This is a genomic window from Pseudomonas sp. RIT778 (assembly GCF_019718735.1).
Classification (GTDB): Bacteria; Pseudomonadota; Gammaproteobacteria; order Pseudomonadales; family Pseudomonadaceae; genus Aquipseudomonas; species Aquipseudomonas aphyarum.
The window spans coordinates 64,767-83,760 of the sequence record NZ_JAIHBA010000005.1; the positions used below are offsets into that span (position 1 = coordinate 64,767).

The window sequence follows — 18,994 nt, forward strand, 5'->3', positions numbered from 1 at the left end:
TTGCTTTGATCGGCTCACGCCAACGCTGACTGCCCGGTCGGGCAGCGACGCTGGCCATGAGCCTGTGCGTGCAACACCAGGTCTCATCTGACCGGTATCGCCGAAGGGACGGGGTGATATCGCAGTGCTCAACAATAAAAAACACAGGCGTTTACTCATCGATTCTGCCGGCACACTCACACCCTGAGGTCAGAACCACAATGAACAAGCACATCGGCACCATTGCGCGTTGGCGCATGCAGATCTTCGCTGTCACCTGGCTCGCTTACGCCGCGTTCTATTTCACCCGCAAAGCCTTTTCGGTGGCCAAACTGGGCATCGCCGAAGACCCGAGTTTCACCCTCGACAAAATGGCCATGGCCAACCTCGACGCGATTTACCTGGCGGCCTACGCCATCGGCCAGTTCACCTGGGGCATGCTCGCCGACCGCTTCGGCCCACGGGTTGTTGTCCTTGGTGGTTTGCTGATTTCCGCCGCGGCGGCGCTGGTGATGGGCAGCTTTGCAACCTTGCCGATCTTCGCCACCTGCATGCTGATTCAGGGGCTGGCGCAGTCCACCGGCTGGTCGGGGCTGTGCAAGAACCTCGGCAGTTTCTTCCCCTCCGAACAGCGCGGGCGAGTGCTCGGGTTGTGGAGTTCCTGTTATGCATTCGGCGGTCTGGTGGCGTCGCCGTTCGCCGGCTGGTGGGCTTACACGCTGATCGGTTCGTGGCACGCGGCGTTCATTTCCAGCGCGGCGGTGGTCGCGGTGGTGGCGGTGTTGTTCTTTATCTTTCAGCGCGACAAGCCGGAAGACGTTGGCCTGCCCGCCGTGGAGCCGGAGCCGGTCATCAGCGCCGAAGAGGCCGAAGCCAACAGCAAACTCAGCGTCTGGGAGCCACTCAAGGAAATCCTGCGCAACCGTACGGTGCTGGTGCTGGGTCTCGCGTATTTCCTGCTGAAACCGGCGCGTTACGCGATTCTGCTGTGGGGCCCGGTGATCGTGTTCGAACAGATGCCCTCGGTCGGCAAGGTCGGCGCGGCGATCATTCCCACCGCGTTTGAACTGGCCGGGCTGCTGGGCCCGATCATGATTGGCCTGGCCTCGGACAAACTGTTCGGTGCGCGACGCATGCCAGCCTGTGTGTTGAGCCTGCTGGCGCTGACCGTGACCCTTGCGCTGTTCATGGGCGCCCTGCACACCGGCAGCGTGATGCTGGTGGTCGCACTGTTGTTCGTGATGGGCCTGACCCTGTACGGCCCGGACTCGATGATCAGCGGCGCGGCTGCGATCGATTTCGGCAAGGCCAAGGCTGGCGCCACGGCGGCGGGATTCGTCAATGGCTGCGGCTCGGTCGGTGCGGTGCTCGGTGGTTTGCTGCCGGGTTACTTCGACTCGGTGACGGTGTTCATCGTGTTCGCCGGTTGTGCGCTGTTCTCGGCGCTGGTGCTGATTCCGCACTGGAACAGCCGCCCGGTCGGCGTCATGGAACCGCGTGCCTACGTGCCCAATCGTGCCCTGACCATCAAACCCCTGCGTAACTGAAAACCCTTGCCTCGCGGCCTGCTGCGGCACTCGCGGCAGGCTGTGCCGTGGCTGACTGACTGGAGAATTTTCATGAGACCGTTTTGGCTGGAGCAGGCTTTGCAGCTCGACACGTCCGAACCTTGTCCGCCGCTGCAAGGCGATGTGCGCACCGACGTGTGCATCGTCGGCGGCGGTTACACCGGGTTGTGGACGGCGATCATGCTCAAGCAGCAGAACCCCGAACTCGATGTGTTGCTGATCGAAGCCGACATTTGCGGCGCCGGCGCCAGTGGGCGCAACGGCGGTTGTGCGCTGTCGTGGTCGGCGAAGTATTTCACCCTCGAGCGGCTGTTCGGTGTCGAGGAAGCGGTGCGGCTGGTCAAGGAATCCGAGCGCAGCATCCACGCCATTGGCGAGTTCTGCGAGCAGTACGGTGTCGATGCCGATTACCGGTTGGACGGCACGCTTTACACCGCCACCAACCGCGCGCAATGCGGCTCCACCGATGCGGTGATCGCGGCGCTGGAGCGCAACGGCATCAACTCGTTTACCCAGCGACCGGTCGCCGATGTACAGCGCATGGCCGGTTCGGAAAAACACCTGGAAGGCTGGTTCTCGCCCGCCGCCGCCAGCGTGCAGCCGGGCAAACTGGTGCGCGGGTTGCGCCGGGTGGCGTTGCAACTGGGCGTACGGATTCATGAAGGCACGGCGATGACCGGGCTGGAGGAGGGCCGTCCCGCACGCCTTCACACGGCGAGCGGTCGGGTGACCGCCGACCGCGTGGTGCTGGCGATGAACGCGTGGATGGCCCGCGCGTTCCCACAGTTCGAGCGCAGTGTGGCGATCGTTTCCAGCGACATGCTGATCACCGAACCGCGCCCGGATCTGTTGCAGGAAATCGGTTTGACCAGCGGCGTCACGGTGCTCGATTCGCGGATTTTCGTGCACTACTACCACAACACCCCGGACGGCCGGATCATGCTCGGCAAGGGCGGCAATACCTTCGCTTACGGCGGGCGGATGCTGCCGGTGTTCGACCAGCCCTCGCCCTATACCGGATTGCTCAAGCGCAGTCTCGACGATTTCTTCCCGGCCTTTGCCGATGTGAAAGTCGACGCAACCTGGAACGGCCCTTCGGATCGCTCGGTCACCGGCCTGCCGTTCTTCGGCCAGATGAGTGCCAGCGGCAATGTGTTCTATGGTTTCGGCTATTCCGGCAGCGGTGTCGGGCCGTGCCACATGGGCGGGCAGATTCTCGCTTCGCTGGTGCAGGGCCTCGACAACCCGTGGACGCGTTCGCCGCTGGTCAACGGGCCGCTGGGTTACTTTCCGCCGGAGCCGATCCGCTACCTCGGCTCGCTGATGGTGCGCAACGCCATTCGCCGCAAGGAGCGCGCCGAGGATCACGGCCGGCGGCCCCGGCACCTCGATGTGCGTCTGGCGAAATTCGCGGCAGCGGCGGGCAAGGCCGACAAAGGTTGATCGTCAGCGCGGTGGGGCGGAGCGGTTGAGCAGCCAGTCGAGCAAGAGGTCGTCGTCGGGCTCGGTTTCTGTGGGCTGCGACGTTCGGGGGCGGCAGGCGTCGAGGCAGAGGATCGGCCGGTCGGGATCGCTGTCGAGAAAACTTACCCAGACCTCGCTGCCGGCGCAGGGCAGATTTTCCCGAGGCAGGCCGCCGCCGGCGTGGGGCATGACCACCGGCAACCACAGCCCTTCACTTGCGTCGGCACGAGTCTGATCGGGCCATAACCGCACGGCGATCCGTCCCTGATCGTCGACCTGCGCCGGTTGCCCCGGCGCGCCGAGTACTTGCGCCGGCTGATACCCCGGGATGCCCGGGCGTGGTTGGTTCGGCGGCGGGCGAAACGGGGTCGACCAGGGCAGCGCGGTGAAGTCGTTGTGATAGCGGCGAACCGTTGGCACTGGATCGAGAATCGAAGGTTGCTGACCTTGATGACGCAAGTCGGTGATTAGCCACTGCTCGTTGAAGGCGCTCACCGGATGCTCCATGACTTGCAACAGGCGCCCGCTGAGCAGTCGCGGACAATCGCTGCGGCCCTGAATCGAGCGCGACCGGCAGCGTTGGCGTTCCAGCAGGCGACGACTGCGTTGGGCCGCGTGACGTTGCGCAGTCGGCAAAAATCCCGATGGGGCGACGGCACCGCCCAGCGTTTGATTGGCGGCCTCCTGGCCCGTAATCGAATGCCCTCGCTCACGCACGCCGGCAGGAATCTGAGGCAGCACCGCTTCATGGCGCTGGAACAGGCTGCTGAGGCCGGTTGCTGGCGCATCGATCTGCGTGTTGAAAGCAATCGCCGTCGGTTGCTGCGGCAGGCTCAGGCTGTCATCGGCGAACACCACCACATGGCCGTCCGGCTGATGTTCGAAGTGATAGTGGATGCCTTCCTCTTCACAAAGCCGTTGCAAAAAGGCCAGATCGGTTTCCTCGTACTGAATGCAGAACGGGCGCGGCGGGTAATGGCCGACGGTCATATCGATCCGGTAGCTGTGGGCAGGCAGGTGATGTTCGCTGAGCAGTTGCTCAAGGATGGCCGGCACGTTCAGTTGCGTGAAGACCCGGCGTACGGGATGTTGCTCCAGCGCTTGCAGATGCGGCATCAGCACCAGTTGGTAGGCGATACGGTGCGTCGCCCGGTGTTCGCAACTGGCGCTTTGAATGATGCCGTGAATCCCGTGGTCGTCATCCAGGTGCAGAAACGCCGCTTGATGCAGCAGCGTGCCGGGTGACCAGGCGGGTGCCAGGCCCATGACTTCGATTTCGAACCGAAAGGGCTGATTCAGCGCTTCGTGGCCACTGAAGCGCAGGACCGGCAGGCTGATTCCGCCCTCGGCCAGGGTCAGCGAAAACGGACTTTCCTTGTCATTGAGCATTCGGGCGGGCTCTGTTCAGGCAATACGGGCCACAGAGGGTACGAAAACGCGACGTCGAATGGACGTGGCAAACCGGTTTTTCAGAATCGCCCTACAAGGCGCGTAGAAGATGTCGATGCGCATCGGAATTTTTGGTCGATTGCCGACTTTAGGCCGTATAAACTTGGCGCCATGCGTCGGCCAATAGATGTCTCGGCGCCACAGATCAAGAGAGTGAGTAATGGGCGCACAGTGGAAGGTTAAACACAAAGAAGCGGCAGCCAACGCCAAGGGCAAGATCTTCGGCAAACTGGTGAAGGAAATCACCATTGCTGCGCGTAACGGTGCCGATACCGCCACCAACGCACACCTGCGTCTGGTGGTCGAACAGGCCAAGAAAGCCTCGATGCCCAAGGAAACCCTGGACCGTGCCATCAAGAAGGGTGCTGGCCTGCTGGGCGAAACCGTTCAGTACCATCGCGTAACCTACGAAGGCTTCGCGCCGCATCAGGTGCCGCTGATCGTCGAGTGCGTCACTGACAACATCAACCGCACCGTGGCGGAAATCCGCGTGGCGTTCCGCAAGGGCCAACTGGGTGCATCCGGTTCCGTTGCCTGGGACTTCAACCATGTCGGCATGATCGAAGCGTCGCCGGACACCCCGGACGCCGATCCGGAAATGGCCGCGATCGAAGCCGGTGCCCAGGATTTCGAGCCGGGCGAAGAGGGCGCGACCCTGTTCCTGACCGACCCGACTGACCTGGACTCGGTGCAGAAAGCCCTGCCGGAGCAAGGCTTCACCGTGCTGTCGGCCAAACTGGGCTACCAGCCGAAGAACCCGGTCAGCGGCCTGAGCGACGAGCAAATGGCTGAAGTCGAGGCGTTCCTCGAAGGCCTGGACAACCATGACGACGTGCAGGACATGTTCGTCGGTCTGGCCGGCTGACACACCAGAAAATCGCAGCCCTCGGGCTGCGATTTTTTTTCAGGCGTGTTGCAACGTCTGGCTGATCTCACCAAACCCCGGCCGCGCCAGCACATCCGGCTGACAGCAGCGCTGCTCCAGGGTTTCCAGCACCTGACACTGTTCATCGCTCAACCCTGAGTCGATGCGCGCCAGCAGCTCCCCCAGCAAAATCCCGAACGCACGCACTTCGAGGCGTTGCAGCGCGCGGGTTTCAGGCGTATCCGCCATGGCATGGAACGACGCCGCACCAAAATCCCCCAGCAGACAATCGCCCTGATCGTTCAACAGAATGTTGTGTCCGTAGAGATCGCCATGGGTGATGCCATGACGGTGCAGATGCCCGGCGACCGAGGCGATGCCCCGGGCGATGCGCAAGGCAACGTCGGCACTGAAACGGCAATCATCGGCATACACATCCCGTGAACAGGACGCCAGGCTCGGCAGTCCGGCCAGGTTGCGGTAGCTCGGATCGATCAACTGCATCACCAGGCCCTGCTGGCCGTCGGGATGCTGGTCGATGCGGCCTTCGACGCGGATCAGGTTCGGGTGCAGCCCGGCGGTGATGCACGCGTTCATTTCATGCAGCGGCGAGCCGTCGCTGGTCATCTCGCCCTTGTACAACTTGACTGCCACGGGCGTGGCGGGCTGATTTGCGGGTTGCCACTGCGCCCGATAAATGACCCCGGAGGCGCCTTCGCCCAGCCGTTGCTCCAGCTGCAGCGCCGACCAGTCGATCAGGGGCGCTTTGTCGAGGGCGGCAGCATCGGCTTCGGTTTCCAGCGGATTGCCGGCGTAGGCCAGCCAGGTCAGGCTCGGCAGGGTCAGCAACCATTGTGGTAATTCGGTCAACTGGTTGGCGGCGATGCGGATCAGCTCCAGCCGATGGCACTGGCTCAGTGACGGCGGCAGGGCGCGCAGGCGATTGCCGGCAAGCATGAGTTTTTGCAGCAGCGGACGTTCGCCCAGTTCGGTGGGCAGGGTTTCGATGGCGTTGTCGGTCAGGATCAGCCAGCGCAGATTTGGCGGCAGCGCCGCGCCGGGCACCTGAGTGATGCGGTTGGCCTTGAAACCGATCATCGTCAGGGCCTGGCATTGGCCCAGGCACGCCGGCAATTGGGTGAACTGATTGTCGGAGCAGAACAGCACGCGCAGGCGCGTCAGACGATGCAGGTCATCCGGCAGGCTGCTCAGGGTGTTGCCGCTGAGGTTGAGCACTTCCAGCGTGTCGGCCAGGTTGAAAATCTCCGGCGGAAATTCGCTCAAGCCTTCGGCCAGATCCAGCCGGGTGATGCCCGACAGTTCGCCGGCGCGCAGTTGTGCAAGGGTGTGCATGAAAAGGATCGCTATCGAGAAGGCGCAAGGCGCCGGAAATGGGCCGCATGATAACGGCAAATCAGCCCGGTTCGTGCACTTCGCTCAATTGCCCGAGCCGGCTGCGGGTGCGGGCCAGATCGATCGCCTGGCCGCCGAGGCTTTCGTGCAAGGGGAGCTGGCCGAGCAGGGTCAGGTGTTTGTCCTGATCGTAGAGCACGTCGATCAGGTTGATGAACCGCTGCTGGGCGGCGATCGAACATTCGCCCAGTTCCGGTAGTTCGTCGATGATCCAGTGGTCGAAGCGTCGGCACAGTTCCAGATAATCCATCACGGCCGTGGGTTGTTCGCAGAGGTCGCTGAAGGTGAAACCGACGCGCCGGTCTTCGCACAGCCGCGCCTGCAAATGGCGGCTGCCGACCGCCAAGGGCAACGGCGCGGCATCGAGGGGCGGCAGGTTCAACGCGAGGCGCTGCCCCGGGGTGGCCGGCCAGACGTAATGGCCTTGGGTGAACAGTTGATGCGCATGCCGGCGCGCCTGGCTGCGGTAATCGTGCGGGCCGCCGACTTCCATGACCTGCATGCGCGCATTGATCAGGTCGATCACCGGTTTGAACCGCGCGTGGTATAGCGGGTTGGGGAGCAAGCCTTCGGGCGGGTAGTTGGAGGTCACCAGCAACAGGATCCCGCGCTTGAACAGCGCCTTGAACAGGCGGGTGATGAGCATCGCATCGCCGATGTCATGCACATGAAATTCGTCGAAACACAGCACCCGACAGTCCGTCAGCAACGCGTCGAGGGTGACGGCGAGGGCGTCGTCGCGGTCGCGGTGCTCGAACATGCCTTGATGCAACTGGGCGAAGAACCCGTGGAAATGCAGACGGCGCTTTTGCTGGATCGGCAACGCCTGGAAGAATCCGTCCAACAGCCAGCTCTTGCCGCGCCCGACCGCCCCGTGCAGATACAGGCTGGGCGGAGTTTGCGCAGGGGTGCCGAACAACAGGCCGGCCTGATGGGCCATGCAATCGATGACCCGCTGCTGGCTGTGGCTGAGGGTGTAGCCCTGGCCGTGGGCCTTTTGCCGGAAATAGTCACGCACCGATTGCGCGCTGGCGGCGCACTGGCCCGCGTTTGTAACGGAGCGTTTGCCGAAGAAATGGCGCAAGGCTGACCAGCGCTGGGTCAGACGCGAACGGTCGGGCAGTCGGGCGGGCACAGCAATCACTCCGTCATCATCGGGCCGGCTCCCCCCGAGCGCGGCGGGGTAGTTTAACCAGACGGGTAGTTTTGCTTCCACTGCGCTTTATCGTTTTTCCGGAGAGCAATCTGCGGCGTGTACAGGATTTTTCAACACTTTAAATCGACGTGTTGCCAACCTTTCGAAACAAATCCCGGCGAGTGACTGGATCCAATCGACTGGCGCAATCGGCGTCCGTTGCTAACCTGAAACACTGTAACGACAGAGACGCTGTCGCCATCAAGGAACGGGCGGTGAATGCAGGGATGGTCTGGGCATTGCTGGGCGGGCTCGCGGTACCGGTCCACGCCGCCGACCTTCAGGTCGAGGTGCGGGTCGATGTGCAGCGCGGTTGCCAGTTGATCGGCCAGCAACGCGAGGCCGGTATCGAACAACTGGGCGTGCTCGACTTCGGCACCACGGCGCGGCTCGGCGACCGGGACGGGCCACTCGGTGCGGCGCTCACGAATTCGCGCCTGCCGCGTCTGGAATGCAACCCGGACACCCCGTACCAGTTGCGCGTCGATGGCGGCCTGCACGGTGGCGTTGGCGAGGTGCGTTATATGGCGGGGGAGGCCGGCAGCAAGCCGATCCCCTATCGCCTGTATCAGGACGCCGCGCGGCGGGTGCCGCTGGTGGTGGATGTGCCGGTCAGCGGTCGGGTGCCGGACAGCGGCACAGTGGACTTGCCGCTATACGGGCGGATCGAGCGGATGGCCGAAGTGCCACGGGTCAGCCGGTATTCGGATCTGGTGAAGGTGACGGTCACCTGGTGATCGCGGAGTTTTTTCAGCCATCCGGTGGAGCCGGGTGGCGCAGGGAAGGGCGTTCAATGACGAGCGCAGTGGTCGAGTGATCCTGAAGGAGTAGGGGCTCAATGATGGGCAGACACGGGCGGCTAATCGCCACAGCCACATTGCTGTTGTTCACCGAGGTCGCGTCGGCGGCGGTCAGTGGGCAGATCCTTGCGCGGCTGACGCTGATCGCCGGCTGCGAGGTGACCAACGCCACCAGTCCCGCCAGCCCGGTGGACGGGCTGGGCTCTCTTGATTTCGGCCAGCAGGGCCCGACCTGGAACGCACCGATCAAGGCCAGCCTCAGCGAAGCAGGCAGCGGTCAGCTGAATGTCGCCTGCAACCCTTCGGTCACCGGGTTCACCGTGACCATCGACGGCGGCACTCATGGCGATGGCACGACACGCCGGCTGAGCAACGGTCGCCAGACACTCCCTTATCAGCTGTTTCTCGATGCCTCCGGCAGCCAGAGCTACAGCATCGGTCAACAACACAATTTCGCTGTCACCAGCGGCGCACAGATACCCATCCCGGTATTTGGCTCGGTGGTGGCGAACACCCGTGCGGTACCGGCCGGTGTCTATACCGACACCCTGACGGTGACGCTCGACTGGTAACCCCGTAGAGGACGGACACCATGCGTACGATTGCATCAAGGATAGGTTTGTCGTTGCTCGGCCTGACGCTCGCTTCCAGCGTCAATGCCGCCACCACGGTCACCGGCCAGATCACCTCCAGCCTGATCCTGATCAGCAGTTGCCAGGTCAACGGTTCCGGCGGTTCTACCGGACTGAACTTCGGTGCGTTGAACTTCGGCACCGCCAACAGCCTGTTCACCACGGCCACCGGGCAGGTGCTGGGCGGCGGGGGCGGGGCGCTGTCGATCCTGTGCTCGGCCGGCACCACGCCGACGGTCAAGGTCCGGGCCGGCGCCCATGACGGGCTCTCGCCGGGTGGTACGCGCGCGCTGTACGACGGGGTCGCCAACTACGTGCCGTATGACCTGTACACCGACGCCGGGCACTCGCAATTGCTGGCCATCGACGGGGTGATCAACCTCGCAGCCAGCACCGGTGTGGCGCAGACCGTGAACATCTACGGTCAGGCGGTGGGCAAGGCCGGGCTGCCGGCGGGCACCTATACCGACACGATTTCCGTCGAACTGACGTTCTAGTGCCATGGGCCGGCATGGCTGTGCGGCGCTGCTCCTGCTGTGTGCGGGCAGCTTGCCGCTGCCCTTGGCGGCGGTGACCAGCCAGAGTTTTCAGGTCAGTGCGACAGTGACGCCGGGCTGTCTGGTGGTAGGGGGCGTATCGAACTATGGCGGGCTGAATTTCGGTTCGCGTTCGGCGCTGGCCACCGGCACGGTGCAGGTCGCGTTGACCGGCGGCGTCACGCTGCAATGCACGCCGGGGGTGGCGCTGAACATGACGGTCGATGGCGGCCAGTACAACAGCGGCGGGCGACGCATGCAGATCAGCGGAGGCAGCGCGAAGGTGGCGTACACGCTGTTTCGCGATGCGGCATACAGCCAGAGTCTGGGCATCGGCCAGAGTGTGGCGGTGGCCTACAGCGATGCGAACAACATCAGTCTGCCGATCTACGGCCAGGTGCAATTGCCGGGCAATCAACCCGGGGGGACATACAGCGATGTGTTGCAGGTGCAACTGTCGTGGTGATGTGAAATGACAAGGAGCAGGTTTATGGGGTTTTTCACGTCACGCTATTCGTTCGCGTGTTGCGCCGTGCTGGCGCTGGTCATGTTCGGGACGCTCAAGGCCCAGGCCGCCAGTTCGGTGCTGATCTGGCCGATCGATCCGGTGCTGGAGGCCGATCAGCAGGCCAGTGCGCTGTGGCTGGAAAATCGCGGCACGGAAACCGCCAACCTGCAGATACGCGTGTTCGGCTGGAGCCAGAGCGGTTTCGAAGAGCAATACCGCAATCAGCGCGAGGTGATCGGCAGTCCGCCGGTGGCGAAGATCGAGCCGGGCCAGAAGCAACTGGTGCGCCTGACCCGCACCAAGGATGTACCGCCAGGCCAGGAACTGGCGTACCGGATCATCATCGATGAAATCCCCTCGGCCCAGCCCCCCGTCGCCGAAGACGGCAAGACCGCTGCGGCGATCCGCTTCCAGATGCGCTACTCGGTGCCGCTGTTCGCCTATGGCGCGGGTTTGTGGAGCAAGGAAGACAGCGCCCGCCAGCGTGACCCCAAGGGCATCGGGCTGCCGCAATTGAGCTGGCGCACGGTGGCGGTGGAGGGGCGTCCTTATGTGGAGGTGCGTAATCAGGGCGCGGTTCATGCGCGACTGACCGATGTGGCCATCAAGCAGGGCAGCCAAAGCAAGCCGCTGGCCGAGGGATTGCTCGGCTACGTATTGCCCGGCGCGGTGATGCGCTGGCCGGCTCCGGGGCCGGTGGCCGGAGAGCTGGCGGGGCGGATCAATGGCGCGGCCAAGGTGCAGAGCATTCCGCCGGCGCGATAGCCGTAGCGAGTCATGTCGAAGCCTGGCTTCGGCGCCAGCGGTTTCAGGAGGAATCAGTCCATTGACGGACGTAACACGCTAATGAGTCCAGGATGGGCTCGACGTATTCAGCGTCCGTTGTGGCTCATGACCGGCGCGTGGTGCCTGATGTTCATTCATCCATCCGGGGCCGGCGAACTGCCGCCGCCTCCCAGCGGCATGGAGGCCGTCAGCGATGTACAGTTGTTTCTGGAACTGGTGGTCAACCAGATGAATACCGGTCGGGTGGTGGCGGTGGAGCAGCGCGGCGGGCGCCTGTTCCTGCCTGCCAGCGTATTGCGCGATACGGGCATGAAGCTGCCGGAAGAGGCCGGTGCCGAAGTCGATCTCGACGGCCTGCCGGGCCTGCACAGCGATTACGACAGCGTCAGCCAGCGCTTGCTGCTCGACGTGCCACCGGACTGGCTGCCGGAGCAGTTCATCGGCAACCGCGAGGTTTATCCGCGCACGCCGGCGCTGAGCAGTTTCGGCGCGTTGTTCAATTATGACCTGTACCTCAATGACACCGACGACGCCGGCACTTATCTGGCGGCGTGGAACGAGGTGCGGCTGTTCGACAGTTGGGGCACGTTGTCGAACACCGGGCAATATCGCCGCACATTGTCAGGGGATGCGGTCAGCACGCTGGACAACGGCTATCTGCGTTACGACACCACCTGGCGCTACTCCGATGACGAACGGATGCTGACCTACGAGGCCGGGGACGTGGTCAGCGGCGCCTTGCCCTGGAGCAGTTCTGTGCGGCTGGGCGGTGTGCAGTTCTCGAGGGATTTTGCAGTGCGTCCGGATCTGGTGACCTATCCGCTGCCGCAGTTCGCCGGGGAAGCGGCGGTGCCGTCCTCGGTGGATCTGTTCATCAACGGCTACAAGTCCAGCAGCTCCGACCTGCAACCGGGGCCGTACACCCTGACCAACATTCCATTTATCAACGGCGCTGGCGAGGCGGTGGTGGTGACCACCGATGCGCTGGGCCGGCAGGTGTCGACCACGGTGCCGTTTTACGTCACCAGCAGTTTGTTGCAAAAAGGCCTGAGCGATTTTTCGGTGGCCGCCGGTACGCTACGCCGGGATTACGGCCTGAAGGATTTCAGCTATGGGCCGGGCGTGACCTCGGGCAGCCTGCGCTACGGCGTCAGCGACACGTTTACTCTGGAAAGCCACGCAGAAGCGGCGGATTCCCTGACCCTCGGCGGGCTGGGCGGCAACTTGCGTCTGGGCAATTTCGGGGTACTCAACAGTGCAATCAGTCAAAGCCGTTTCGACGGCGACGGCGGTCAGCAACTGAGTCTCGGCTATCAATACAGCGGCCAGCGCTACAGCTTTTCCTATCAGCGTCTGCAACGCCGTGACCGCTATGCGGACCTGACGGTCGTGGACAGTCCTTACACCACACTGAGCCGGCGCAGTGAACAGGCGACCCTGAGCCTGAACCTCGAGCGCTGGGGCAGTCTCGGCGTCGGTTATTTCGATATTCGCGCGGCAGACGATACCCGTACGCGGCTGCTAAACCTGAGCTGGAGCAAACCGCTGTGGCGCAACAGCAGTTTCTACCTGTCGGCCAACCGCGAAATCGGCGACAGCAACTGGGCGGTGCAGGCGCAACTGGTCATTCCGTTCGACCTGCGCGGCAGCCTGGCCATCAGCAGCGAACGCAGCAAGACCGGGCAGACGCAGCAACGGGTCAACTACAGCCGCGCCGTGCCGTCCGAGGGCGGGGTGGGCTTCAATCTCGGCTACGCCAAGGGCGACGGCGCCGATTACCGCCAGGCCGACGTGACCTGGCGTCTGCAATCGGTCCAATTGCAGGCTGGCGTCTATGGGACGTCCGACGCCGAAACCCGTTGGGCCGATGCCAGCGGCTCGCTGGTGTGGATGGATGATCAAGTGTTCGCTGCCAACCGCATCGACGATGCGTTCGTGGTGGTCAGCACCGACGGCTACGCGGACATTCCGGTGCGTTACGAGAACCAGCAGGTCGGCCAGACCGACCGTAACGGCCACCTGCTGGTGCCGTGGAGCAGCGCCTATTACCGCGGCAAGTACGAAATCGATCCGCTGAATCTGCCGGCCAATGTGCGCAGCCCGAATGTCGAACAGCGTGTCGCCGTACGCCGGGGCAGTGGCTATCTGCTGGAATTTCCGCTGAGCCGGGTGATCGCCGCGAGCATCGTGCTGGTGGATGCGCAGCAAAAGGAATTGCCGCTGGGCAGTGGCGTGCTGCACGAACAGAGCGGCACGCGGACGGTGGTCGGTTGGGACGGACTGGTCTATCTGGAAAACCTCCAGGCGCAGAATTCGCTGCGGGTGACTCTCGCGGACGGCAAGACTTGCCAGGCGCAATTCAGCGTCGATCTGCAGCAAGATGAAGTGCCGCTGATCGGCCCGTTGGTGTGCCAATGATTCGGGTGCGGCTTGTTCTGTGGTTGCTGTTGCTGCTGCCGGGGCTGGCGCAGGCGCTGTGTTCGGTGGTCACCACCACACCCGCCGGGTTCGGGAACATCAGTTCGATCGCCGTGCGCACCACCTCGCAACCCAGTTCCACTCTGAACGGAGGCTTGAGTTGCACCGGTTCGTTGCTGTCGCTGTTGACCAACAATGACCATTTCTGGGCCACCGTCACTTCGACCCAGAGCGGTTTGCTCGGGCCCACTGGCGACGTGATCGGTTACACGATCTACGCCAACAACAGCACCAGTTACCCGCTGACGCGGGGCACCGCCTATGACTTCGCCCGCAACGGCATCATCGACGCCCTCGGTTTGCTCGGCGGTACTGTGCCGAAAACCGTTCCGCTCTATTTCGGTACCACCATCGGCAGCAACGTGGCGGCCGGCGTGTATACCGAGACCCTGAGCATTTTCTGGAACTGGAATTATTGTTCGGGCATCGGCATCGGCGGGCTTTGCCTGGGCCGCGACATCAACAGCGGTACTACGACGTTGACGGTCAACCTGACGGTGTCCAACGACTGCACCATCACTGCGCCGAACATCGCTTTCGGCAGCGCACCGGTGGTCAGCGCGTTTACCCCGGTGACCGGGCAGACCATCAATCTCGCCTGCACCAAGGGCAGTGCCTACACCGTGGGGCTGAACGACGGGCAGAATGCGCTGAGCGTCGGCGGACGGCGACGGATGATTTCCGGCAGCAACTATCTGGCCTACGACATTTTCAAGAGCGCCGGAACCACCCGTTGGGGCAGTGTCGGCGCGGCCCGTCGGGCCAGCAGCGATGCCGAGGTCAACCCCGGCAACGGGCTGGGCACCGGCAGCCAGATCTTCAATTACAACGCGAAAATCTACACCGACCAGACCACACCGCCCGCCGGAACCTATCTGGACAATGTGGTGCTGGATGTGGGGTTCTGACCGGCTAGAAACTCACGGATTGCTTGAGCATTTTCGCCGCCGGGGTATCGGTCGGGCTGACCATCGCATAGTTGTAGCCCTTGCCGGACCAGTACTCGGCCTGCAGATCCCCGTCCTGACGGCTGCCCCGGGGCAGGAAGGTATTTTTCGGTCCCGGTGGACGCACGTAGAAACTGACCTTGTGCCCGCTCTGGTCTTCATACATCACCATCGCCGCCGGGCCCTCATCGGTGCTCAGCAGACGGCCGCTGACCGGTGCAAACCCGGCCGACGTCAGGTCCGGCAGGCGATTGGCCTGAGTGAAATAACGGTCGAGCCAGCGCTGGATGTCACCGTCGCCATCGACCTTGTAGTCCGCCGGCAGAAGCCCTTGCTGGGCGATCAAGCGGTACGCCTGCAAGGCGTCCGTCATCGGTGCCGGGGGATGAAACACGGTCATGTCCCGGGCTTTCCAGCCACCGACACCGCCGAGGCTGACGGCAATCAGCAACACCGCCGCGCTGGCCCACTGGCGGCGCGATTGGCGTTTGAGGCGCTGGCGAATCAGCGACGGATCGAGGTCCGGATTGGCTGGTTGTTGCAAGGCACCGCCGAGGGCGGCGCGCAGGTGCTGGGCGTCCTGTTGCCAGGCGCGAACCTGCGCTGCTTCGTCCGGATGGCTGGCGAGCCAGGTTTCCATTACATGTCGGTCGGCCTCGCTGAGCTGGTGGTCGACGTAGGCATGCAGGTCACGTTCGTTGGGGGGCAGACTGATCATTTGAGTATCCGCAAGGAAGGACTGCTGATTTCCCCGTCGCTGAGCTGGCGCAGGGCCTGGCGAGCACGGGACAGGCGCGACATCACGGTGCCGGTGGGGACGTCGAGAATCTCGGCGACCTCCTTATAAGTCAGGCCTTCCACCGACACCATAAGCAGCAGTGCGCGCTGTTCGGTGGGCAGTCGGTCGAAGACCTGCAAGGTCGATTGGGCAATCACGGTGCGTTCCACCGAGGGCTCGGCGTCATCGCGGCCGGTGAAGAATTCGAGCATCCGCGCATAACGCCGCGAACGCCGATGCGCATCGAGAAACTGCCGGTACAGGATCGAAAACAGCCAGGCGCGCAGATCGCCGTCGGCGCGTTTGTCGCCCCAACCCGACAGCGCCCGCTCCAGACTGGCCTGTACCAGGTCGTCGGCGCTGCTGCCGTTGCGTGTCAACGACACGGCAAAGCGCCGCAATCTGGGAATGATTTCTCTCAGTTGTTCGTCGAATTCGCTCATGAAGTTCTGCTAGTCACTACGCTGTGGACTAGGAAGACGCCCGGCATTGGAGGTTATTCCACGTTCCGAAAAATAAATACCGGGCCGTGGAATAAATCCCGATGGCGTGCGTCTTGCTGATTCTTCCTACTTGTGGCCGATGGCCCTGGAGTGCTTCATGGTTGATCGCAGCTCATCGCCCGGCGGGCCACAACGCCCGCCACTGAGTGCCGCGAGCCTGGTGTTGCGGCTTGGCGGAATCGCCGTGGTCGTCGCAGCCCTGGCCGGGGCGTTTGCCTACGTTCATGGTTCATTTGACCCACAACGCCTGACGCCGAAAGCGTTGGTCGATGTGCTGGAGAAGAACAACGGCGTGCATCCCGGCTTTCGCCGCAATCACGCCAAAGGTGTTTGCGTGATCGGACATTTCGAGAGCAGCGGCGAGGCTCGCTCGTATTCTGTCGCGCAAGTGTTCAACGAGCCGCGCACCCCGGTGGTCGGGCGTTTTGCGTTGCCGGCCGGCAGTCCGTATGCGCCGGACAGCGCCGTACCGATCCGCAGTCTGGCGCTGCGTTTCACTCAGGCCAACGGCCAGCAGTGGCGCACCGGGATGAATAGCATGCCGGTGTTCCCGGTCGGCACGCCCGAGGCGTTCTATCAATTGCAGCAGGCGCAATCGCCGGATCCTGCCACAGGCAAACCGGATCCGACCAAGGTGCCGGCATTTTTTGCCTCACACCCGGAAGCCGTACCGTTTCTGACCTGGATTAAAACCGCCAAACCTTCGGCGAGTTACGCGACGGAAACCTACAACAGCGTCAACGCGTTCTATCTGGTGGATGCCAGCGGCAAGAAGCAAGCCGTGCGCTGGAGCATGACGCCTCTGGCCCAGGACGCTGCCGGTGCGACTGCGCCTGAAGGTAGCGACTTCCTTGAAAAAGACCTGGTGCAACGCCTGGCCGAAGGGCCGCTGCGCTTTCAGTTGAACATCACCTTGGCCAATGCCGACGATCCGGTGAACGATGCGAGCAAGACCTGGCCTGCCGGTCGCAAGGTGTTGAACGCCGGCACCCTGGTGCTGGAAAAGACCCAGCCGCAGCTCAGCGGCGAATGCCGTGACATCAACTACGATCCGCTGGTGCTGCCGGCCGGCATTCAGGGTTCCGACGATCCGTTGCTCGCCGCGCGCTCGGCCGGTTACGCCGATTCCTACCTGCGTCGCACCAGCGAAGTCAGCCAACTGCCAACCGGCAAAAAGGAGGCTCGCCCATGAGCACGCAACCGACTCATTTCAATCCGCTGGCGCGGTTGCTGCACTGGTTGATGGCGTTGATGATCATCGCAATGTTGTTCATCGGCGCCGGCATGGTGACCTCGGTGTCGGCGCGGCATGAATGGTTGATCAATCTGCACAAGCCGCTGGGCATCGCGATTCTGTTGCTGGTGATCGTGCGCATTCTGGTGCGACTGGGCACGCGTCAGCCGCCGCTGCCGGCGGATCTGCCGGGCTGGCAGGTGATGGCGGCCAAGGCTTCTCATCTGTTGTTGTATGCGCTGATGCTGGTGTTGCCGCTGCTGGGCTGGGCGATGATCAGCGCGGCGGGGGATCCGGTGATGCTCGGCACGTCCCTGCAATTGCCGTCGATCGTGCCGGCGGATGCGCAGGTGTTTGCGTTGCTGCGCAAGGCTCACGGGTATCTGGCGTATCTGTTGTTCCTGACCGTGCTGCTGCACCTGGCGGCGGCGCTATTCCATGGCTGGGTGCGCCGCGACGAGGTGCTCGACAGCATGCTGCGGGGACGCAATCGCAGTTGATCGTGTGTCAGTCCGACGTGGCGAGGGCGCAAGCAGCCTCGCCACGTTTCGGTGTGGCCAGCGTTCGCCACCAGTACAGCAACGCGACCATGTTGATTGCTGCACCCAGCCAGCAGACGCCCGGCCATCCTGCGCAGGCGTACATGGTTGTCGAGGCGATTGAGCCCAGCGCGCTGCCGATCGAATAAAACAGCATGTAGCCGGCGGTCAGTCGGCTCTGCGCCTCCGGGCGGACGCTATAGATCATGCTCTGACTGGTGACGTGCACGGCCTGCAAGCCCAGATCCAGAGTGATGACGCCAAGCAGTAGCGCCCATAGTGATAAATGGGTGAGCGCGATTGGCAACCACGAGCCCAGCATCAGCAGCAGCGACAGGCCGCTGACCCATTGTCCCCATCCTCGATCCGCCAGATGTCCGGCTCTGGCAGCGGCCAGTGCGCCTGCCGCGCCGGCGAGTCCGAACAATCCGATTTCACTGTGGGAAAGCGACAGCGGCGGGGCGGCCAGCGGCAACACCATCGGCGTCCACAGCACCATGGCGCTGGCGAAGGTCAGCAGGGCGAGGATCGTCCGTTGGCGTAGCACCGGTTCCTCACGAAAGAGGCTGAACACTGAAGCGATCAATGCCACGTAACGTGTGGTCGGCCGTGCGTCTTCATTTTTGGGCAACACCCGAAACAGCAGCGCGGCCATCACCAGCGTCAACCCCGCCGACAGCAGATAGATCGAGCGCCAGCCGGCCAGATCGGCCATGCCGCCCGCCACCGTGCGTGCGAGCAGAATGCCGACGACGATGCCGCTTGTGATCACGCCCACAACCTTTCCGCGTTGCGCCGGGACGGCCAGAGTCGCGGCGTAGGCGACCAGCACCTGGGTGACCACGGCGAGCAGACCGGTCAGGGTGACGCCGATCAGCAGCCAGGCACTGTTCGAGGCCAAGGCGATCATCAGCAAGGCTGCGGCGGACAACAGCGTTTGCGTGACGATCAACCGTCGGCGGTTGAGCAAGTCGCCGAGGGGCACGAGCAATAACAGCCCGAGGCCGTAGCCGACCTGGGTCAGTGTCATGACGATGCCAATGCTGCCCGGCGACAGGCCGAAGGCGTCGGCCATCGCATCCAGCAGCGGCTGGGCGTAATACACGTTGCCCACCGCGAGGCCGCAAGCGATGGCGAAAAGCAGCACGACACCTTTATCGAGTGTTGCAGTTTTCATGTCCCGGATCCTTTCAGGTTTCAAGTTGAAACGTGATTGACGGTAAGTAATCCAGTTTTGATTTGCAACCTGATTGGATAAAAGTCGGCGCAAAAAAAAGATCGCAGACAGGCTGCGATCTTTTGTGAAGCGAAACTCAGGGG

18 protein-coding genes are annotated in these 18,994 nt (G+C 63.2%); 12 read left to right on the plus strand and 6 right to left on the minus strand.

All coding sequences use genetic code 11. From position 1 onward, the window contains the following. Positions 1–200: 200 nt before the first annotated feature. Positions 201–1,526, plus strand: a complete 1,326-nt coding sequence (locus K5E37_RS04270) for an MFS transporter (protein WP_007951542.1) — start codon at positions 201–203, stop codon at positions 1,524–1,526. Between the two features lie 66 nt (positions 1,527–1,592). After that, the gene (locus K5E37_RS04275; protein ID WP_221533240.1) at positions 1,593–2,990 is read left to right on the plus strand and encodes an FAD-dependent oxidoreductase; all 1,398 of its coding nucleotides are present in this window, start codon (positions 1,593–1,595) and stop codon (positions 2,988–2,990) included. A 3-nt stretch (positions 2,991–2,993) separates the two neighbouring features. Here the strand turns inward: K5E37_RS04275 and K5E37_RS04280 are convergent, their stop codons facing one another. Next, positions 2,994–4,400 carry a type VI secretion system Vgr family protein gene (locus K5E37_RS04280; protein WP_085608341.1) on the minus strand — a complete coding sequence of 469 codons (1,407 nt, stop codon included), beginning with the start codon at positions 4,398–4,400 and terminating at the stop codon, positions 2,994–2,996. Between the two features lie 220 nt (positions 4,401–4,620). Between K5E37_RS04280 and K5E37_RS04285 the strand changes: the two genes are divergently transcribed. Continuing rightward, complete coding sequence (locus K5E37_RS04285; RefSeq protein ID WP_007951538.1) at positions 4,621–5,325, plus strand: YebC/PmpR family DNA-binding transcriptional regulator; 705 nt, start codon at positions 4,621–4,623, stop codon at positions 5,323–5,325. A 39-nt stretch (positions 5,326–5,364) separates the two neighbouring features. Here K5E37_RS04285 and K5E37_RS04290 read toward each other — a convergent pair whose 3' ends face one another. Both K5E37_RS04290 and zapE read right to left on the minus strand, forming a co-directional pair. Continuing rightward, a complete protein-coding gene (locus K5E37_RS04290) occupies positions 5,365–6,678 on the minus strand; it encodes a leucine-rich repeat-containing protein kinase family protein (RefSeq protein WP_085608342.1) in 1,314 nt (437 codons plus the stop codon). A gap of 61 nt (positions 6,679–6,739) precedes the next feature. Beyond that, a complete protein-coding gene (gene zapE, locus K5E37_RS04295) occupies positions 6,740–7,873 on the minus strand; it encodes a cell division protein ZapE (protein ID WP_221533204.1) in 1,134 nt (377 codons plus the stop codon). A 287-nt stretch (positions 7,874–8,160) separates the two neighbouring features. Here zapE and K5E37_RS04300 point away from each other — a divergent pair, with 287 nt between their 5' ends. The 7 genes from K5E37_RS04300 (at position 8,161) to K5E37_RS04330 (ending at position 14,581) form a co-directional block, all read left to right on the plus strand. Next, entirely contained in the window at positions 8,161–8,670 is a 510-nt protein-coding gene (locus tag K5E37_RS04300) for a spore coat U domain-containing protein (RefSeq protein ID WP_085608344.1), read from the plus strand. A 101-nt stretch (positions 8,671–8,771) separates the two neighbouring features. Beyond that, positions 8,772–9,305 (plus strand): spore coat U domain-containing protein, encoded by a 534-nt coding sequence (locus tag K5E37_RS04305; RefSeq protein WP_085608345.1) that lies wholly within the window; start codon positions 8,772–8,774, stop codon positions 9,303–9,305. A 20-nt stretch (positions 9,306–9,325) separates the two neighbouring features. Further along, entirely contained in the window at positions 9,326–9,862 is a 537-nt protein-coding gene (locus K5E37_RS04310; protein WP_007951533.1) for a spore coat protein U domain-containing protein, read from the plus strand. A 4-nt stretch (positions 9,863–9,866) separates the two neighbouring features. Further along, complete coding sequence (locus K5E37_RS04315) at positions 9,867–10,367, plus strand: spore coat U domain-containing protein (RefSeq protein ID WP_085608346.1); 501 nt, start codon at positions 9,867–9,869, stop codon at positions 10,365–10,367. A 24-nt stretch (positions 10,368–10,391) separates the two neighbouring features. After that, complete coding sequence (locus K5E37_RS04320; RefSeq protein WP_221533205.1) at positions 10,392–11,174, plus strand: molecular chaperone; 783 nt, start codon at positions 10,392–10,394, stop codon at positions 11,172–11,174. 81 nt (positions 11,175–11,255) lie between these two features. Then, the gene (locus K5E37_RS04325) at positions 11,256–13,613 is read left to right on the plus strand and encodes a fimbria/pilus outer membrane usher protein (RefSeq protein WP_221533206.1); all 2,358 of its coding nucleotides are present in this window, start codon (positions 11,256–11,258) and stop codon (positions 13,611–13,613) included. Then, on the plus strand, positions 13,610–14,581 hold the full coding sequence (locus tag K5E37_RS04330) for a spore coat U domain-containing protein (RefSeq protein ID WP_221533207.1): 972 nt from the start codon (positions 13,610–13,612) through the stop codon (positions 14,579–14,581). The genes K5E37_RS04325 and K5E37_RS04330 overlap by 4 nt, the downstream gene beginning before the upstream one ends. Before the next feature lie 4 nt (positions 14,582–14,585). Here K5E37_RS04330 and K5E37_RS04335 read toward each other — a convergent pair whose 3' ends face one another. Together K5E37_RS04335 and K5E37_RS04340 are read right to left on the minus strand one after the other, a co-directional pair. After that, positions 14,586–15,338: an anti-sigma factor gene (locus tag K5E37_RS04335; RefSeq protein WP_221533208.1), complete on the minus strand. Its 753-nt coding sequence runs from the start codon at positions 15,336–15,338 to the stop codon at positions 14,586–14,588. Continuing rightward, a complete protein-coding gene (locus K5E37_RS04340) occupies positions 15,335–15,841 on the minus strand; it encodes an RNA polymerase sigma factor (RefSeq protein WP_085690061.1) in 507 nt (168 codons plus the stop codon). The genes K5E37_RS04335 and K5E37_RS04340 overlap by 4 nt, the downstream gene beginning before the upstream one ends. A 157-nt stretch (positions 15,842–15,998) precedes the next feature. Here K5E37_RS04340 and K5E37_RS04345 point away from each other — a divergent pair, with 157 nt between their 5' ends. Further along, positions 15,999–17,093 (plus strand): catalase family peroxidase, encoded by a 1,095-nt coding sequence (locus K5E37_RS04345; protein WP_064597803.1) that lies wholly within the window; start codon positions 15,999–16,001, stop codon positions 17,091–17,093. Then, positions 17,090–17,635: a cytochrome b gene (locus K5E37_RS04350; RefSeq protein WP_007951524.1), complete on the plus strand. Its 546-nt coding sequence runs from the start codon at positions 17,090–17,092 to the stop codon at positions 17,633–17,635. The genes K5E37_RS04345 and K5E37_RS04350 overlap by 4 nt, the downstream gene beginning before the upstream one ends. Before the next feature lie 7 nt (positions 17,636–17,642). Here K5E37_RS04350 and K5E37_RS04355 read toward each other — a convergent pair whose 3' ends face one another. After that, a complete protein-coding gene (locus tag K5E37_RS04355; RefSeq protein ID WP_221533209.1) occupies positions 17,643–18,851 on the minus strand; it encodes an MFS transporter in 1,209 nt (402 codons plus the stop codon). Positions 18,852–18,994 lie beyond the last annotated feature (143 nt).

Bases quoted from the DNA above. Each gene is read 5' to 3' on its own strand.
- K5E37_RS04270 (WP_007951542.1), top strand. From the start codon at position 201: ATGAACAAGCACATCGGCACCATTGCGCGTTGGCGCATGCAGATCTTC.
- K5E37_RS04280 (WP_085608341.1), bottom strand. From the start codon at position 4,400: ATGCTCAATGACAAGGAAAGTCCGTTTTCGCTGACCCTGGCCGAGGGC.
- K5E37_RS04285 (WP_007951538.1), top strand. From the start codon at position 4,621: ATGGGCGCACAGTGGAAGGTTAAACACAAAGAAGCGGCAGCCAACGCC.
- K5E37_RS04290 (WP_085608342.1), bottom strand. From the start codon at position 6,678: ATGCACACCCTTGCACAACTGCGCGCCGGCGAACTGTCGGGCATCACC.
- K5E37_RS04300 (WP_085608344.1), top strand. From the start codon at position 8,161: ATGGTCTGGGCATTGCTGGGCGGGCTCGCGGTACCGGTCCACGCCGCC.
- K5E37_RS04305 (WP_085608345.1), top strand. From the start codon at position 8,772: ATGATGGGCAGACACGGGCGGCTAATCGCCACAGCCACATTGCTGTTG.
- K5E37_RS04310 (WP_007951533.1), top strand. From the start codon at position 9,326: ATGCGTACGATTGCATCAAGGATAGGTTTGTCGTTGCTCGGCCTGACG.
- K5E37_RS04315 (WP_085608346.1), top strand. From the start codon at position 9,867: ATGGGCCGGCATGGCTGTGCGGCGCTGCTCCTGCTGTGTGCGGGCAGC.
- K5E37_RS04320 (WP_221533205.1), top strand. From the start codon at position 10,392: ATGGGGTTTTTCACGTCACGCTATTCGTTCGCGTGTTGCGCCGTGCTG.
- K5E37_RS04325 (WP_221533206.1), top strand. From the start codon at position 11,256: ATGAGTCCAGGATGGGCTCGACGTATTCAGCGTCCGTTGTGGCTCATG.
- K5E37_RS04330 (WP_221533207.1), top strand. From the start codon at position 13,610: ATGATTCGGGTGCGGCTTGTTCTGTGGTTGCTGTTGCTGCTGCCGGGG.
- K5E37_RS04335 (WP_221533208.1), bottom strand. From the start codon at position 15,338: ATGATCAGTCTGCCCCCCAACGAACGTGACCTGCATGCCTACGTCGAC.
- K5E37_RS04340 (WP_085690061.1), bottom strand. From the start codon at position 15,841: ATGAGCGAATTCGACGAACAACTGAGAGAAATCATTCCCAGATTGCGG.
- K5E37_RS04345 (WP_064597803.1), top strand. From the start codon at position 15,999: ATGGTTGATCGCAGCTCATCGCCCGGCGGGCCACAACGCCCGCCACTG.
- K5E37_RS04350 (WP_007951524.1), top strand. From the start codon at position 17,090: ATGAGCACGCAACCGACTCATTTCAATCCGCTGGCGCGGTTGCTGCAC.
- K5E37_RS04355 (WP_221533209.1), bottom strand. From the start codon at position 18,851: ATGAAAACTGCAACACTCGATAAAGGTGTCGTGCTGCTTTTCGCCATC.